Origin of the sequence: Arthrobacter sp. MYb224 (genome assembly GCF_002975455.1) — a bacterium.
GTDB lineage: Bacteria > Actinomycetota > Actinomycetes > Actinomycetales > Micrococcaceae > Glutamicibacter.
The window spans coordinates 127,059-142,903 of sequence record NZ_PCPU01000009.1 but is presented as its reverse complement, the minus strand read 5'-3'; the positions used below and the strand labels follow the sequence as shown (position 1 = coordinate 142,903).

10 protein-coding genes are annotated in these 15,845 nt (G+C 62.1%); 1 reads left to right on the top strand and 9 read right to left on the bottom strand.

Translation table 11 applies throughout. From position 1 onward, the window contains the following. From CQ017_RS15565 to CQ017_RS15545, 5 genes are all read right to left on the bottom strand, one after another. On the bottom strand, positions 1-539 hold a 539-nt coding region (locus CQ017_RS15565), incomplete at its 3' end, for a hypothetical protein (protein ID WP_146112508.1). A gap of 441 nt (positions 540-980) precedes the next feature. Continuing rightward, on the bottom strand, positions 981-2,576 hold the full coding sequence (serA, locus tag CQ017_RS15560) for a phosphoglycerate dehydrogenase (protein ID WP_105554458.1): 1,596 nt from the start codon (positions 2,574-2,576) through the stop codon (positions 981-983). Positions 2,577-2,917: 341 nt separating this feature from the next. Then, a complete protein-coding gene (gene cysN, locus CQ017_RS15555; protein ID WP_105554457.1) occupies positions 2,918-4,168 on the bottom strand; it encodes a sulfate adenylyltransferase subunit CysN in 1,251 nt (416 codons plus the stop codon). Position 4,169: 1 nt separating this feature from the next. Beyond that, positions 4,170-5,093 (bottom strand): sulfate adenylyltransferase subunit CysD, encoded by a 924-nt coding sequence (gene cysD / locus CQ017_RS15550; protein ID WP_105554456.1) that lies wholly within the window; start codon positions 5,091-5,093, stop codon positions 4,170-4,172. 31 nt (positions 5,094-5,124) lie between these two features. Continuing rightward, positions 5,125-5,886 carry a 3'(2'),5'-bisphosphate nucleotidase CysQ gene (locus tag CQ017_RS15545; protein ID WP_105554455.1) on the bottom strand — a complete coding sequence of 254 codons (762 nt, stop codon included), beginning with the start codon at positions 5,884-5,886 and terminating at the stop codon, positions 5,125-5,127. A gap of 189 nt (positions 5,887-6,075) precedes the next feature. Here CQ017_RS15545 and cysC point away from each other — a divergent pair, with 189 nt between their 5' ends. Then, positions 6,076-7,263, top strand: coding sequence for an adenylyl-sulfate kinase (gene cysC, locus CQ017_RS15540; RefSeq protein WP_258133749.1), 1,188 nt, complete (start codon positions 6,076-6,078; stop codon positions 7,261-7,263). Here cysC and CQ017_RS15535 read toward each other — a convergent pair. The 4 genes from CQ017_RS15535 to CQ017_RS15520 form a co-directional block, all read right to left on the bottom strand. Further along, positions 7,237-9,060, bottom strand: coding sequence for an SLC13 family permease (locus CQ017_RS15535; protein WP_258133748.1), 1,824 nt, complete (start codon positions 9,058-9,060; stop codon positions 7,237-7,239). The two genes, cysC and CQ017_RS15535, sit on opposite strands and share 27 nt — an antisense overlap. Continuing rightward, positions 9,057-9,914 carry a glycerophosphodiester phosphodiesterase family protein gene (locus tag CQ017_RS15530; RefSeq protein ID WP_181150569.1) on the bottom strand — a complete coding sequence of 286 codons (858 nt, stop codon included), beginning with the start codon at positions 9,912-9,914 and terminating at the stop codon, positions 9,057-9,059. Before CQ017_RS15530 ends, CQ017_RS15535 begins: the two co-directional genes overlap by 4 nt. 83 nt (positions 9,915-9,997) lie before the next feature. Beyond that, on the bottom strand, positions 9,998-10,546 hold the full coding sequence (locus tag CQ017_RS15525; RefSeq protein ID WP_105554452.1) for a hypothetical protein: 549 nt from the start codon (positions 10,544-10,546) through the stop codon (positions 9,998-10,000). 2 nt (positions 10,547-10,548) lie between these two features. Beyond that, complete coding sequence (locus CQ017_RS15520) at positions 10,549-15,552, bottom strand: PKD domain-containing protein (RefSeq protein ID WP_181150568.1); 5,004 nt, start codon at positions 15,550-15,552, stop codon at positions 10,549-10,551. Positions 15,553-15,845 lie beyond the last annotated feature (293 nt).

Sequence of the window (15,845 nt, the reverse complement as noted above, 5' to 3'; positions counted from 1 at the left end):
TTCGCCACCCCAGCCTTAGGAGCAGCAACCACCGGAACAGACTTCGCCACCCCAGCCTTAGGAGCAGCAACCACCGACGCCGTCGCAGGAACCACCGGAACAGACTTCGCCACCCCAGCCTTAGGAGCAGCAACCACCGACGCCTTCGCAGGAATTTCTAAGTCGAGGTCGGCAGCCTTTTCCCCGTTGTTACGGGTTTGGTCAGAAAGTGCTTTGGTCTCTTTGTTCTTCGCTTCCAGAAGCACCGAATCACGATATTTTGATAGCTTCAGTTCCATTGATTTGAGTCGAGAATCAATACGGCCTTGCTGAAGAAAGTGCCGTTGTGTTGAGAAATACTTAAATAGTAATGCGATGAGCAATACGGCGGAAGTCAGAATTCCAAGGCTCAGCACAAGGGTCGACGGATTACTCTCGATCACCCAGATCGTGATAATTAGGCCTAGGATAATAAAACTAAGAAGAAACATTGATAATACGTATGTTGATTTAATGACTCGACCCAAATCAGATATCCGGCCACTTTTTTCTGACATCATCAATTCTTTCCTATATGAATTACTAACACTTATTATTCCCTGAAGACAAAACAATGCTCAAAATGTTGACAAATCCGCCAATACAACTGAAACTTCGTTTTCTGCTGATCGAAATAAGTCTATCCCGCGCCTGATTCGCCCTAGCGATCATTAAGGGTGTTTTGTTCATGGTGTCGAGTTACTCGGATCCTTATTCAACGAGCGCACCGAGTATCACAAAATGACCTGGGACGGTTTTTTTGTTCTTCTGACAAAATGGAGACAAATCCACTATCCCGCGCGACAACGTTTGCCCTGAGGGCAATGAAAATTTCGACCTATTCCAAGCCCTTCGCCATACACCTGAGCCGTCAACTAACTTCTGACATAAGAATGACCGATCTTGATCGCCCGCAGGCTCTCAGGATCGGTCATTCGTAACATGTTGCGAAGATACTAAACTTAGTCGGCTAGGTTGATCTCTCTCGCAACGCTTGCACCGATGGCGGCACCAACAACATCTAGCACTCCGCTAGGCAGCGCCGAATCAATGTTGATCACGGCAACGGCTTCTGCACGCTCTTCATCGCGGGATACCTGCATGCCAGCGATGTTGATACCTTGCTCCCCCAGTACGTTGCCTAGCGAGCCGACAACGCCTGGACGATCCGAGTAACGCACAACGATCATGTGATCCGAAATCGGGATTTCGATCTCGTGGCCGTTGATTCCGACAAGCTTCTCGATCTGCTTTGGCCCGGTCAAGGTGCCGGCAACGGCCAGCTGCGTGCCTTCATTGGTTGCGCCCTTGATGGTCAGCTGGTTGCGGTACTCAGGTGAGTCAGGGGTGGTGACCAATCGGGTGGCCACTCCGCGCTGTTCGGCAAGTACCGGAGCATTGACGTAGGAGACCTGGTCGGAGACGACATCCATGAAGACGCCCTTCAATGCGGAAAGCTCCAGTGCCTTCACATCCAGGGAAGCGATTTCGCCGGCGACAACCACATCGATGCTGGTGAGCGAGCCCGAGGTCAGGGCGTTGAAGATGCGACCGAGCTTCTCGATCAGCGGGATACCCGGGCGCACGTTTTCGTCGATGACGCCGCCGGCAACGTTCACCGCGTCCGGAACCAGCTCGCCGGCAAGTGCCAAGCGAACCGACTTGGCTACCGAAACGCCGGCCTTCTCCTGCGCTTCATCGGTGGATGCGCCGAGGTGCGGAGTGACGGTCACGTTCTCGAATTCGAAGAATGGAAGGTCGGTGCTTGGTTCCTTGACGAAGACGTCAATACCGGCGCCGGCAATCTCTTCGTTCTTCAGTGCTTCATACAGCGCGTCCTGGTCAACGAGGCCACCGCGTGCCACGTTGATGACGTAGGCGCTCTTCTTCATCTTGCCGAAGGCTTCCTTGCCCAGCATGCCCAGCGTCTCTGGAGTCTTCGGCATGTGGATGGTCACGAAGTCCGCCTGGGCCAGCAATTCGTCCAAGGTCACTAACGTGACACCCAACTGCGAGGCACGTGCTGGGGTGACATAAGGATCATAGGCAATGACATCCATGCCAAAGCCCTGCAGGCGGGCTGCGACGAGGGCGCCGATACGGCCCAGGCCGATGATGCCTGCCTTCTTTTCGAACAACTCGACTCCGGTGAAGGAGCTGCGCTTCCATTCGCCGTTCTTCAGCGAGGCATTCGCGGCAGGAATACGGCGAGCCAGCGAAACGATGTGGCCCACGGTCAGTTCCGCCGCCGAGATGATGTTCGAGGTCGGAGCGTTGACTACCATGACGCCAGCCTGAGTGGCGGACTTGATATCTACGTTGTCCAGTCCTACGCCCGCACGGGCGATGATCTTCAGGTTCTTGGCCGCGGCGATTGCCTCGGCGTCCACCTGGGTGGCCGAACGGACGAGAATTGCATCTACGTCGGCGATAGCTTCGAGCAGCTGGGAGCGGTCTGCTCCGTCTGTCTGACGAATTTCAAAGTCGGGACCGAGCGCAGCGACAGTTGCTGGGGATAGTTGTTCGGCCAGAAGTACGATTGGCTTATTGTCAGACACGGGTGTGGCACCTTTGCGATTTCATTGGGCTGATGCTGGCATGTTGGCGATCGTTGATGTTCGCCAACATGTTCCACCCTATCGCCGGGCAGTCGCAAGAACCGTTGAATTTACGCATATTACGTGGCTTCAGGGCGACTTTGTGAAAACTTTCACTTGATCGATATACTGGTGTTTGAATGTGCCTGTGCTCAATCCAGTACCTGATACAGCCAGCCTTTCCAAGACCACCCGCAGCGATTCAGAGATCCGTTCTTGTCGCGTGCAGCCTTCCCCCGGGGCGGAAATGACCATCACCTACGGAAGTGCTCCGACCCTCAGCACCTACCGGCGGTTCACGGCTACTCCGCTTCTATAATCATTCCCGCGGCCACCGTATTGTTGGCAATTTCATCTATCAGGATGAATCCACCGGTGATCCGGTTCTTTTGATACTCATCAGCCAATAGAGGTTGCGTAGTGCGCATGTTTATCCGGCCGATCTCGTTCAGTTGCAGCACATCAACTCCCTCGTCGCGGTGCAAGGTATTGATATTCAGCCCATACCGCAGCTCCTTGACCAGCGCTCTCGCGGTCTTCGTGGTGTGCTTAATCGCCAGCTTCTGCCCCACGTGCATGGGTTTTTCGCTCATCCAGCAGATCATGGCCTCGAAATTCTGCGCCACCTTCGGCTGGTTATTGGGACGAACGATCATATCCCCGCGGGATATATCGAGTTCATCATCCAGCCTGATGGTCACCGACATCGGCGGGTAGGCTTCGGCCACCGGACCGTCGGCGGTGCGGACCTCCTTGATGGTGGAAGGCAGGCCGCTGGGCAGCACCACCACTTGGTCTCCGGCCTTCAGCACGCCGCTGGCCACCTGGCCGGCGTAACCGCGATAGTCGTGGTAATCGTTGTTATGCGGGCGAATCACATATTGCACCGGGAAACGCACATCCACCATGTTCAGGTCGCTGGCGATCTGCACATTTTCCAGGTGGTGCATCAGCGAAGCGCCCTGGTACCACGGCATGTTCTCCGAGCGGGTCACCAAATTGTCGCCGGTCAATGCGGACACCGGAATCACCTGGATATCGGTAATGTTCAGCCGCGCCGCGTAGTTGGTGAATTCGCTGCGGATCTGGTCAAACACCTCTTCTGACCAATCGACCAGATCCATCTTGTTCACCGCGACCACCAAATGCGGGACATTGAGCAACGAAACCAAAAAAGCATGGCGCCGGGACTGCTCCACCAGTCCCTTGCGGGCGTCCACCAGAATGATCGATAGATCCGAGGTGGAGGCTCCGGTGACCATATTGCGGGTGTATTGGATATGCCCTGGGGTATCGGCCACGATGAATTTGCGCTTGGGCGTCGCAAAATAGCGGTACGCCACATCGATGGTGATGCCCTGCTCACGCTCGGCGCGCAGGCCATCGGTCAACAGCGCCAGGTCGGTGTAGTCCGTGCCGCGTTCCTGACTAGTTTTCTCCACCGAGGCCAGCTGGTCGGTGAAAATGGCCTTGGAGTCGAAGAGCAGCCGGCCAATCAATGTGCTCTTTCCGTCGTCTACCGAGCCGGCGGTGGCAATGCGTAACAAGTCCATTTTAGAAGTACCCTTCCTTCTTGCGGTCTTCCATGGCCGCCTCGCTGACCTGGTCATCCCCCCGGGTCGCCCCGCGTTCGGTGATCCTGGAGGTGGCCACTTCCTCCACGATCTGAGCTGCCGTCGTCGCGCTGGAGGCTACCGCCGCGGTGAGGCTGGCGTCCCCCACGGTGCGGTAGCGGACCAGCTGGGTCCGCACCTGTTCATGTTCCTTGGGCTGGCAGAAGGTGTGCACCCCGAAGATCATTTGGTTGCGTTCGAAGACCTCGCGTTCATGGGCGTAGTAGATCGAGGGCAGCAAAACGTTCTCGCGCAGTACGTAGTTCCAGATATCCAGTTCGGTCCAATTCGATAGCGGGAAGACCCTGAGGCTTTCTCCGAAATTCAGCTTGCTGTTGTACAGGCTCCACAATTCCGGGCGCTGATTCCTTGGATCCCACTGCCCGAATTCATCACGGAAGGAGAACACCCGTTCCTTGGCCCGGGCCTTTTCCTCATCTCGGCGAGCGCCGCCCATCAAGGCATTAAGGTCATTTTTCTCGATGGTGTCCAGCAGCACGGGGGTTTGAATGCGGTTGCGTGAACCACCGCGTTCCTCGACCAGGTCCCCCGCGTCAATGGCCTTCTGCACCGATCCAATGATGAGCCGCACTCCCCTGCGGGCCACTTCGGCATCGCGGAAGTCCAGCACCTCCTGGAAGTTGTGCCCGGTATCGATGTGCACCACTGGGAACGGTATGGCTGCCGGGGCGAAGGCCTTGGCCGCGAGGTGCAGCAGCACCGCCGAGTCCTTTCCTCCGGAAAACAGCAGTCCGGGCCGTTCGAGTTCGGCAACAACTTCGCGGATGATGAAGATCGATTCCGCCTCGAGCGCCGTCAATTGGTCCAGCTGGTACTTCAGTCCCGCCGTGGTTTTCGTTTTCAATGTGAACCCCCCAAAGTTCGCTTTCTTCTCGCTAGCCGGAAACCGGCCTGGTACAGCGTGCCATCGTGTCGACGAGCAGCTTGCTGATCTCCTGCCTGCAGACCAGTAGGTCCGGTAGATACGGGTCGGCCCCGTTGTATGCGAGTTCCGCGCCGTCGACCCGGCTGGCGTGCAGTCCACTGGCGCGGGCCACCGCGACGGGCGCCGCGGAATCCCACTCAAACTGGCCACCGGCGTGGATATAGGCATCGGCTTCCCCGCGGATCACCGCGCAGGTCTTGTACCCGGCCGATCCCATCGGGAGCAGTTCCGCATCCAGTGCTTCGGCCGCCCGCAGCACGCTTTCGTGCGCCCTGGTGCGGGAAACGGCGAAACGCAGTCTCCTGCCTGCCGGCCAGGTAGTTGCCGGTTCGCGTGGCGCACTGCTGAATATGGTTTGCAGGCCCGGCAACGCCACCGCGCCGGCGGTCAGCTGGCCGCGTTCCCACAGCGCCACATGCACCGCCCAGTCATCCCGGTACTCTGAATACTCGCGTGTCCCATCCAAGGGATCGATAATCCAAACCCGCTCGCGCTCCAGTCGTACGGGATTATCTGCCGCTTCCTCGGACAGGACGGCGTCCTGGGAGTGCGATTGCGCCAGCGCGGCTATCAGGTATTCGTGGGCGGCCCGGTCCCCGGCGTCTTTTAATTCCCGCCCGCTCAGGCCGCGCGATTGCGCGTGCTTGCGCAACTCGAGCAATATCACTCCGGCGCCGTCGGCTAGCTGGATGGCGCGCGACAAGTCCCCCATGTGTCCCCCTCCTTGACCCCTCAAGGCCACATGGAACAAAAATATGCGCCATGTGGTTTAGATCATAGTATCCAGCTTTGGGTGCAAGATGATAGGCATTGCCCGGAATAATCCCCAGTCCTGCCCAATCCGTGACACACGACAGCCGGGAGCCTAGGATGGCCATATTCATCCATGGGAGGGGACCCAATGGAATCCGAAGACCACCGCACCGCGCAAGAAGAAGTCATCCACCTTGATCCGGGGGATCTGGATGTCCTGGAATTGGCGCTAGGCGGCCTGGCAGAGCCTGGCGCCGTCGAGCACGCCCTGGCGCGCCATTTGCCCGCAGCAGGCGAAACCGGCGCGCAAAACTCTAACAGGCAAAACAGGCACCTGGTTCTTGCCGATCCCGACGGAACACCTCTGGCGAGGCTGAGACTAGCCTCCGGGGGCCACGCCGCTGGCCTGCTGGCCCTTGCCCCCGCCGAACACGGGGCCTTCCGCGATCTGCGAGTCACCGGCCCGCTGCGCGCCGCGCGCATCGTGCTCTTCGACCATGCGCCCACGCCGGGGCAACTGCTGCAGCTGAGTCAGCAGCACCCAGAACTGGCAGACGTCACGCTGCTGCTGGTCCTCTCCACCCCGGAGGCCCACGGCGCCGGATTCGCCACGCTCATGGATCAGCTTTGCTCCGCCGCGCAGCTGATCGGTGCCCGCGCGGGCCGGCAGCTGATCGTTCCCCCCGGGTTCTCTCCCCCGGAGCTGATCGCTCGGCTCTCCGCGGTGGTACTGGAGGACTTCCGGCAAGGTGCCATGCATCCGGATGCCCGGCCGGGCGCGGTGGTGCTGCTCACCGGCCTGTCCGGGTCCGGGAAGTCCACCTTGGCCCGGGCCATCCAGCAGCAGGTCCACGCGCATTCCCGCCAACGCGCCGTGCTGCTCGACGGCGATGAGGTGCGGCGCTATGTCTCCAAGGGGCTGGGCTTTTCCCGGGCCGAGCGGGAAACCAATGTCGAGCGGATCGGCTGGATCGCCGCCCGGATCAGCGAGGCCGGGGGCCTTGCGATCTGCGCGCCCATTGCCCCGTTCGCGCAGGCTCGCAGCACGGTCAGGCGGCTGGCCGAGGCCGTAGGTTCCTTTACGCTGATCCATGTCAGTACCCCCTTGGAAGTCTGCGAGCAACGCGACCGCAAGGGACTGTACGCCAAGGCCAGGGCGGGGCTGATCCCGGACTTCACGGGCATCGATTCACCCTATGAGGTACCGGTCGAGGCGGATCTCCGGCTTGATCTGTCGCAGTTGAGCATCGAGGCGGCCACCGCGCAGGCCATGGAGGTGCTGGCGCCCGGGCTTGCCGGGCCAGGCGGGCTAGAACGGCCAGAAGAGCGGAATTAGAGCCAAGGCGACGCTCGCGGTCAGCAGCGTCATCGGTATCCCGATGCGCACGAAGTCCTGCATCCGGTACCCGCCGGGACCCATGACCATCAGGTTGGTCTGGTAACCCAGCGGCGTGATGAAACTGGCCGAGGCCGCGATCATCACGGCCACGGCGAAGGGCATGAAGTCCGCGCCGATCTGATCGGCGATCTCCATGGCTATCGGGAATACCAGCACCGCGGCCGCGTTATTGGTCAACAGCTCGGTGCACAGAACCGTCAGGAAGAATACCGCGGCCAAGGCCATCCATGGACCACCGCCGACGGACAGCAGGGTCTGCGCCAGCCAGCTTGCTGCCCCGGTTTTGGTCATCGCCATGCCCAGCGAAAAAGAGGCCGCGATCACGATGATCACCTGGATATCGATATAGCGGCGCAGCTTGCCAAGTGCCACGCACCCGGTGGCCAGCATCAACCCGGCGGCAACCAGGGCGGCGACGATCACTTCCAGCAGGCCGAGGGCATTGAGCAGCACCATGACCACCAGGATCGCCACCGCCCAGGGGGCTCTGCGGAAATTGGCCGGCGACTCATCGTTGATCGGGCTGACCAGCAGGAAATCCCGGCGGAACCGGTATTGCTCGACGAAGTCCAGGCTCGCTTCCAGCAGCAGCGCGTCGCCCACCCGCAATTCGATATCCCCGATCTTTCCGGGCAAGCGCTGGCCCGCACGGGAAATCGAGAGCACCACGGCCTTGTAGCGCGAACGGAACCGGGACTCGCGCACCGCCATCCCCAGCCCCGCGAAGTCCGGGCCGATCACGACTTCCACCAGCCGGCGCTGGAAATGATCCACGTCCAGTTTCCCCACATCCCCAGCCGATGGCTGCAGGCCGCGCACCTTGCGCAACTCACCGGCGCAGCGCGGGTCGCCGATGAAAGTCAGCCGGTCCCCGGAATGCAGGACGGTTTCGGGCCCGACGTCCGAAACGAGGTTCTGCTCCCGCTGTATCTCAGCCAGATAGCAATAGTTCAGGCTGCGCAGCCCGGCGGCCGCAATGGTCTTGTTCCGCACCGGGCTGTCCTCGGTGACCTGGAACTCGACGGCATACTGGCGGGCCGCCTGCAGCTGCTCCAGGGCGCCGTGCCGGGTGGGCAGCAATTTGCCGGCAAAGAGGATCAGGAACAGCGCCCCGGTGACCGCCAGCGGTACGCCGATCGCGGCAATGTCGAACATGCCCAGCGACACACCGCGTTCGGATTGCAGCAGCCCGTCGATGACGAGGTTGGTGCTGGTCCCGATCAGCGTGGCGGTACCGCCGAGGATCGCCATGTAGCTGAGCGGGATCAGCATTTTGGAGACCGGGATGCGCAGCCGTCCGGACCAGTCCTGGATGGCGGGCAGCAGCATGGCCACCACCGTGGTGTTGTTCAGGAATGCGCTGAGCGCTCCGACCGGGAAGGCGAGCCGCGCATAGGCGCCGCGCTGGGTCTTGGGCCGGCCGAGCAACAGGTTGGCGAGCCATTGCACCGCTCCGGTTTCCTTCAGGCCCGCCGCGACGATATACAGCACCGCCACGGTGATGACTCCGGGGTTGGCAAAACCTACCAGCGCCTCGGCAGGTTCCAGGACGCCGGAGAGCAGCAGGATGAGCACCGCGCCCATCAGCACCACATCCGCCGGCAACCGCCCCCAGGCCAGGGCGGCGAGCACCCCGATAATCACCGCGAAGGTGATGTACGCTTCAATGCCCATCTGCTGGTCCCACCGGTGCGGTGTCCCGCAGTTTGCAGGTTCCAGACGGGTGCGGCTCACTCATCGAAAAGCCCCTCCTCCATGATCAACCGCTCCAGCTTCCACGGGTCATCGGTGTATACGCCGTCGATTCCCAGCTCCAGGTACGGCATCAGCCGTTCGGTGCTATTGATCGTGTAGATGTACACCGTCAGCCCGGCATCCTTGAGCGCGCGAATATAGTCCGTGGGAAGATCTCGGGAGGCCCCCACGTAGTCGATCCCTTGGGCCTTGATCTCCGCGGGCTCCGGCATCTCCTGCAGCAGCAGGAGCAAGGCCTGCAACCCGCTGTCGGCCAGCTGCACGGCGGCGGCGTAGTCGTAGGTTTGCACGATCACCGAGCCCTGGATTTGCCGGCTGGTCACGGACGCGGTGAAATCCTCCAAATCCGGCACCGGTCGCTTCAGCTCGGGGAACAGCACGTTGCCCGTGGTGTATTCGTCCAGGATCTCCGGCCAGGTGGTGGTGCTTCCGAGCGTTTCGCCGTCTTGGGAACGCACCTTGGCCAGCTCCCACTGCTCCAGCGAAAGTTCTTCCAACGGTCCGGTGACGCCTTCCAGGCTCCGGTCGGCCAGCGGGTCATGGCTTGGAACCAGCGTGCCGTCGGCCAGGGGACGCAAGTCGAATTCGATCGGATAGCCGGTGTTGGCCAGCGCCTGCATGGCTTCCGCCGAGGATTCCGGATACACCCGCCAGGCGCTGCGGTGCGCGATCAAGGTCAACGGCTGAGCCGCCGGCGCGTCGGTGGCTGCCGGTTCGGCGGTCGTTTCGGTGCCCGCCCCATTGGTGCACCCGGCCATCAGGGCCGCCAGCACAATGACTACGCACCCGGCGGCGCTTCGTGCCCGGATTCCCCCGGGCCTTGGCGAATTCATGGATCCCCCCCAGTAATACATGGATTCAATAGGCAAGCACCAGAGTCCAAGAGCTGGTTCCCGGTGCCTGCCGATAGTGCTATTTAGTTGCATTCAACGCTTTTGATCAGCACCTCCAGCGACTGCTCGGCCTCTTCCAGCTGCTTCTCGCCGTCTTGTTCCTCGTCGGCTTCCATCGCCAGGACGGTGCTCCAACTGCGCTTGACCGCATCGAACTGCTGGCTGTGCTCGGTGACCGAGGGATCGCCTTGCAGATCATCGATGGCATCCAGCCAGCCGCGGATTGCGTCCACGCCCTGCAGCTGCACGTCCTGGTTGATGGTGCCCAGCCGCTCGGCCACGTAGCCGCAGCCCACGCTGTCCTGCGGAGCGTCCGGCCAGTCCCCGGACGTGGCCCCTTCGAAGGTGGTGATCGGCTCGGCGGGCCCCTGGTCTTCGGCTTCCCCGGCCGCCACCGCACCACCGCCCTCCGGCTCGTTCCCGGCGTCCTGGCCTTGCGGGCCGGAGCCGCCCAGGGCATTGATGATCAGCCAGGTGGCCAGCGCCACGACCAGCAGCGCGCCGAGGATCGCCAGCAGCCAGCGGGTCCGCGCCGGCTTGGAGTTCTTCTGCCGTTCAAGGGTGTTGGACATGATTATTCATCCTTTCCTGCCAGCGTCACCGTCATGGCAACGGTTCGCGCTCCGGCACTATCCAAGGTGGCGGCAAAGCCGCCCACGGTACCAGCTGGAACCGCGCCGTCGCTCTGGGCCACCAGCGAGGTGATCCGCCCGCCGCCGGAACCGACGGTGCTGCCGCGGTTCAGCAACTCGGGCTGCGCCGTAAGCGCGTTGTCCTGGCTTCCCTTATCCGCCCAGTAGCCAAGCACGGTCAATCCGCCACCGCTAGCCTCCACTTGCGGAGCGATCTTCTCCACCCCATTGGTACGGAGCAGTTCGATGGCGGAGTCTTGCACCCACGCCTCGCCAATGCCCCGGTAGGCCAGGAGGTGGATCCCCGTTTTGGCCGTTGTGCTTAGCGGTACGGAGACCTGGGTCCCGGCGTCGGAGGCGGCGGCGACCTTCGAGTACAGCACCGTGTGCGTACCGTCCTCTTGCAGGGACTCCTGCAAGGTCCATCCGGTGACGCCGGCCGGCTCGTCCAGGGCCGCCGTGGAGGAGTTGACCGTCGCCATCAGCAGCAGCCCATCACCCTCCTGGACCGACTCCGGAACGTTTAAGCGCGGCAGGCTGCTGGACAGGTTCGCCTCGACCCCGGCCACGAAGTCAACGACCTGCCCGGGGTCCGGGTCAGGGTCAGGGTCTGGTTCCGGCGCGGTGATGCTCACCGTCTGCGTGACCGGCTCGGATTGGAGGCCCTCGCCATCGGTGACGCGCAGCGTGAGCGTGTAGTCCCCGCCCTCGGCGTAGCTGTGGCTGGCGGCGGCCCCGGTGGCGGTGTTCCCGTCTCCGAAGTCCCACGCATGCTCGGCGATCTCTCCATCCGGGTCCGTCGAAGCGTTTCCGTCAACGGCGATGTCCAGGCCGTCAACCTCGACGGCGAAGTCGGCCACCGGAGGCTGGTTCGGTTCCGGTACCGAGGAGGAACCGGGATTGATGACAATGGACCACATGGCCGTGCGGACCGAAGCGACATCCATCGTGCCCACTACCCCGCCGGTGAGCCCGGTGGTCAGCGTCTGCTGATCGGCGGCTACCGAGACGATGCGCCCGTTGCCGCTGCCCACCGCGGTCCCGCGCGGCTCGGTCTCCGCGGCAGGGGTGATCGAATTCTCGATGCTTCCCTTATCGGCCCAGTAGCTGATCACCGTGCTGCCCGGCTGCTCGACGGCCACGGCTGGAGTCACTTTCTCCACAGAGCTGCTGGTAGTCACTACCGCGGCCGAATCGGCGATCCAGTCCGCGGAAATGCCGCGGTACACCAGCGCGTGGATGGTCGTCTTCAGCATCGACCCGGTAGGCAGCGTCACCGTGGCTCCGGCGTCCTCGGCGGTGGCTACCTTGGCGTAGGCCCTGGTATGCACCCCGCCCACGGCTTCCTGGCCCAGCTTGCTCCAGCCGGTGACGCCGCTCGGTTCCTCCATACTGACACTGGTCGAATTCGACGTGGTCAACATGATGATCCCGTCCCCAGGCTCGATGCCCGCGGGCAGCTGCAATTGGGCATTGGAGCTGTTCATATAGCGCGCCGCGGAATCCACGAAGCTTGCCGGGGCGATCTGCGTGACCGGGATCTCCTTGGTCACGCTGTGCTGTCCGGCTCGATCGTCGGTCACGGTCAAGGCGACCTGATAGCTGCCGGCCTCGGCGTACTCATGCTCCACGACCTGGCCCGTGGCGGTATTCCCGTCTCCCAAGTCCCAGGAGTACTCCTGGATGGTTCCGTCCGGGTCGCTGGCCGCGGCGGCATCCAGGGTGACATCCAAGCCGAGCGAGGAAGCCGTGAAATCGGCGTTGGGAAGCTCGTTGGGCAACTGCTGCACGCTCACCGTTTCGGTCTTCGAAGCGGTGGCACCGCGGTTGTCCGTCACTGTCAGGGTGACCTCGTAGTCGCCGTCCTCGGCGTAGCTGTGGTTGACGAATATCCCCTGGGCGGTATTCCCATCCCCGAAGTCCCATTCGTAGGAGGCGAGCGTGCCGTCCGGGTCGCTGGATGCCGATCCATCAACCGAAATCGTCAGGCTGTGCGCGCTTGCGTCGAATTCGGCCACCGGCAGCTGGTTTGCCGGCGGTTCGTTGCTGCCCAGCGTATAGTGCTCGGCCGCCTGTTCGGCGCTCAATGCCCTTCCGTAGACCGCGAACTCGTCCACCGAACCGATCAGCCAGGCACGGCTGTTGCCGGACCAGGTGGTTTCGGCGCCGACCTTCCAGTACCCGGTGAAATTCTCCGCCGTGGTTGCCGGATGGCTTGCGGCCAGCGCACCGTCGACGTAGAGCCGCATGCCCTCGCTGCCTTGGGTGGCCACCACATGGTGCCAGGCGTCGTCGTTGTAGGCGTTGCTGGTGGTGGCCCGGGCCTCGGATCCGGGATAGGTGCCGAAGACCAGCTGGCCGGAATTCGTCAGGAAGATCTTGCGGTCATGCTGGTTCGAGAGCTGATCGGCGCGATTGCCGAAGGAGGCGATGGTGCCGCCCTGCGTGCTCGAGGTCTTGAACCAGGCCTCCACGGAGAACGGCCCGGGATTCGTGTAGCTGTTGTTGCTGGAGATCCATCCGTAGCTGAACGAGGAATTGCTGGTGAAGCTGATCGCCTTGTCATCCTCGCCGACCAGTGCGCCCTCGGTCCCCCGGGTTACGAAGCGCCGGTAGGTGCCGTGGCTTTCACCGCCGGAGGCATCCACCGCGGTACCGCCCGTGGCGTCATTCAACCGCCAGTAGATCTCCGGGACATCGTTGTACACCGCTTCCCCATAGGGGTCGTCCGGAATGTCAGGGCCGGTATTGCTCCCGCCCACTACGATGATGCGGCTGGCCTCGCCCACTTCGCCGGAGCTGGTGGTGATCTTCAGGGCCACCGTGTAGCTGCCCGGTTCGCCATAGGTGTGCTGGGCAACCGGACCCACCGCGGTGTTTCCGTCCCCGTAGTCCCACTCGTAGTTCGTGATGGTGCCGTCCTGCGTGCTGCTGCCCGCGGAGTCGAAGTTCACCGTGGCGCCGCTGATCGTGGCCTCGAACTCGACGTTCGGGTCAAGGACCTCAAGCTCCTCGGCGGGATGGTTTCCTGCCAAGACGAACAGATCCTGGCTGCTCCAGTCCACGCCGTCCACCCGCGGACCGGAGACGGCCCGCTGCGAGTCCGGAACCACGTTGCCCAGCGTCGAATCCCATTCCCAGGTACTCAGCTCTCCGGTGTTGTCGGCAACGTGGAGGGTGTCGCCCGAAAGGAATGCGGATTTGACCCGGCTCCAGTTGATAGCCGCCCCGCTGGAAGGGGCGGCATACAATTCGGCACCGGTAATCGTGCTCTCGGTGTTGAAGTAGCGGTAGTTCAGCGTGCTTGACCCGCCGCGGGTGAAATACATGCGCGCCGTTTCCGGATCGAAGAAGGCAGAGGTCATCGAGGTCATCTCGCTGGCAAAGGCGGTGAGCAGATTCAGGTCGATATTCTCGGCGGCACCGAAGCTGGTCCCGTCGAAGGTCCGGCGCTGCAATGTGCCATCGGAGTTGGCCGTATAAACCCAGCCATCGACCATGAACGCCGCGCGCACTCCGGACCAGTCGACGTTAGTCGAAACGCTCTGGCTGGTCGCCAAGCCCGCCGAAGACAGCTCGCGCATGACCAGCTCGGTCTCTCCGGTGGCTTCGGCGGAATCGATCAAGAACAGCGGGTTGTCCGCGTTGCCGACATTGTCGTGCGGGAACTGCACGCCGTTGGCCAACGGCATATAGGCGATGCGCCCACGGTACTGCCAGCCGGATATCCGGTCGGTATCGCTGCCGATCCACAGTCCTTGGTCGTCCGCCAGGAATTGGTAGACGCCGTAGCCTCGGGTGCGGCCCGGGTTCCAGCTAAAGGGCATGCCGTTGCGCACATCGAGTGCGGCCAGCCCCTCGCGGGATACGGCGCCGGGCCCGACCCGGTCCCCGGCAAAGGGGTTGTTCATCCATCGCTGGTGCCCACCGACGTAGACCACGCGTTCGGTCACCGAAACCGAAATCAAGGTATCGCCGCCGGTGTAGTCAATCCACGTCGGCTCCTGCGCGGTGCCCACGGCCCCGGTCTCGAACCTGGCGGCGGTGTCGCACAGGGTGCCGCGGAAGTAGGCTCCGGTGGTGACGACCACGAAATAGGATCCGTCCGGGGAAAATTCAACATCGCGCATGTAGCTGTCGAAGGAAGAGGAGCAGGCCGGCGCATACCGTTCGGTGGCCCATTGGGCGGTGGTGGCGCCGGTGGAGTCGAGGGCCAGCATCACGATCTGCGGATGGCTCTCGCCATTGACCTTGAGGAAGTTGCCGATGCCGATGAGCCGGGACCCATCCGGGGTGATGTCCATGCTGTACAGGTTCAGCGAACCCTTGCGCGGTTCCTCGAAGAGCACGTCGACGTTCTCCAGCACCGCGCCGGTGTCCGGGTTCAGCCCGGCCAACAGGGTGCGGTCGGCGCTGCCGACCTTGGTAAAACGGCCCGAGACGTACAACGTGTCGTTCTTCAGCAGCACCTGGGTGACCCGGCCGTTGAAGGCGGGGGTGGTAAATCCGGCAGTCTTTTGTCCGGTCTGTCCATTGAGCTTGGCCACGGCACGGGTCGTGGCGCCGTTGACCTCGTTGAAGCCACCGCCGATGAAGACATTAACGCCGTCACCGGCCGGGATGATATCGGTGACTTCTCCGTTGACCTGAGGTGTGAAGTCCGAATTGACCTGCCCGGTCTCGGTGTTGAAAGAAAAGATATTGGTGCGCGAGATTACCGGGGTGTCGCTTCCGGGATTTCGCACCTGCGTGAAGTTTCCGACCGCAATAGTATTTGGGCCAACGTGGGCGAATCCCCTGACATAGCCGTCCAAAACATGCGGGGTATTGCTGCTGGGCTCCGTACTGACGATATTGCCATGGTCGCCGGGAAACGCGCCTTGGGCCGGCGGCGGCGGAGCCAGCAGCAGCGTGATGACCATAGCCGCCGAGGCAAGCACTGCCACGAATAGACTCCGCAAATATTTTCCGAAAGTCCCATGCCGATTAATCATGGAATTGCCCTTCCCCCAAAAAGTGACATGATCCACCGCGCAGCACCACAATTTCCCTGGTTTGCGCGAACCCCAACCCACGCAGCACGATTAGGACAAATTATGCGCCACATTCCGATTCCCGAACAGATCTAGCCGGGGAATCAAGTAGTTTGCGGCCGATTAGAGTATGGCCTTTGCCCCAATGCGACAAGGGGCAAGGCAGCGGCCGGATGAATGCTGAAACCGTCCCGGTCCCCTTCGGT

Bases quoted from the DNA above. Each gene is read 5' to 3' on its own strand.
- cysN (WP_105554457.1), bottom strand. From the start codon at position 4,168: ATGGACTTGTTACGCATTGCCACCGCCGGCTCGGTAGACGACGGAAAG.
- CQ017_RS15545 (WP_105554455.1), bottom strand. From the start codon at position 5,886: ATGGGGGACTTGTCGCGCGCCATCCAGCTAGCCGACGGCGCCGGAGTG.
- cysC (WP_258133749.1), top strand. From the start codon at position 6,076: ATGGAATCCGAAGACCACCGCACCGCGCAAGAAGAAGTCATCCACCTT.
- CQ017_RS15530 (WP_181150569.1), bottom strand. From the start codon at position 9,914: ATGAATTCGCCAAGGCCCGGGGGAATCCGGGCACGAAGCGCCGCCGGG.
- CQ017_RS15525 (WP_105554452.1), bottom strand. From the start codon at position 10,546: ATGTCCAACACCCTTGAACGGCAGAAGAACTCCAAGCCGGCGCGGACC.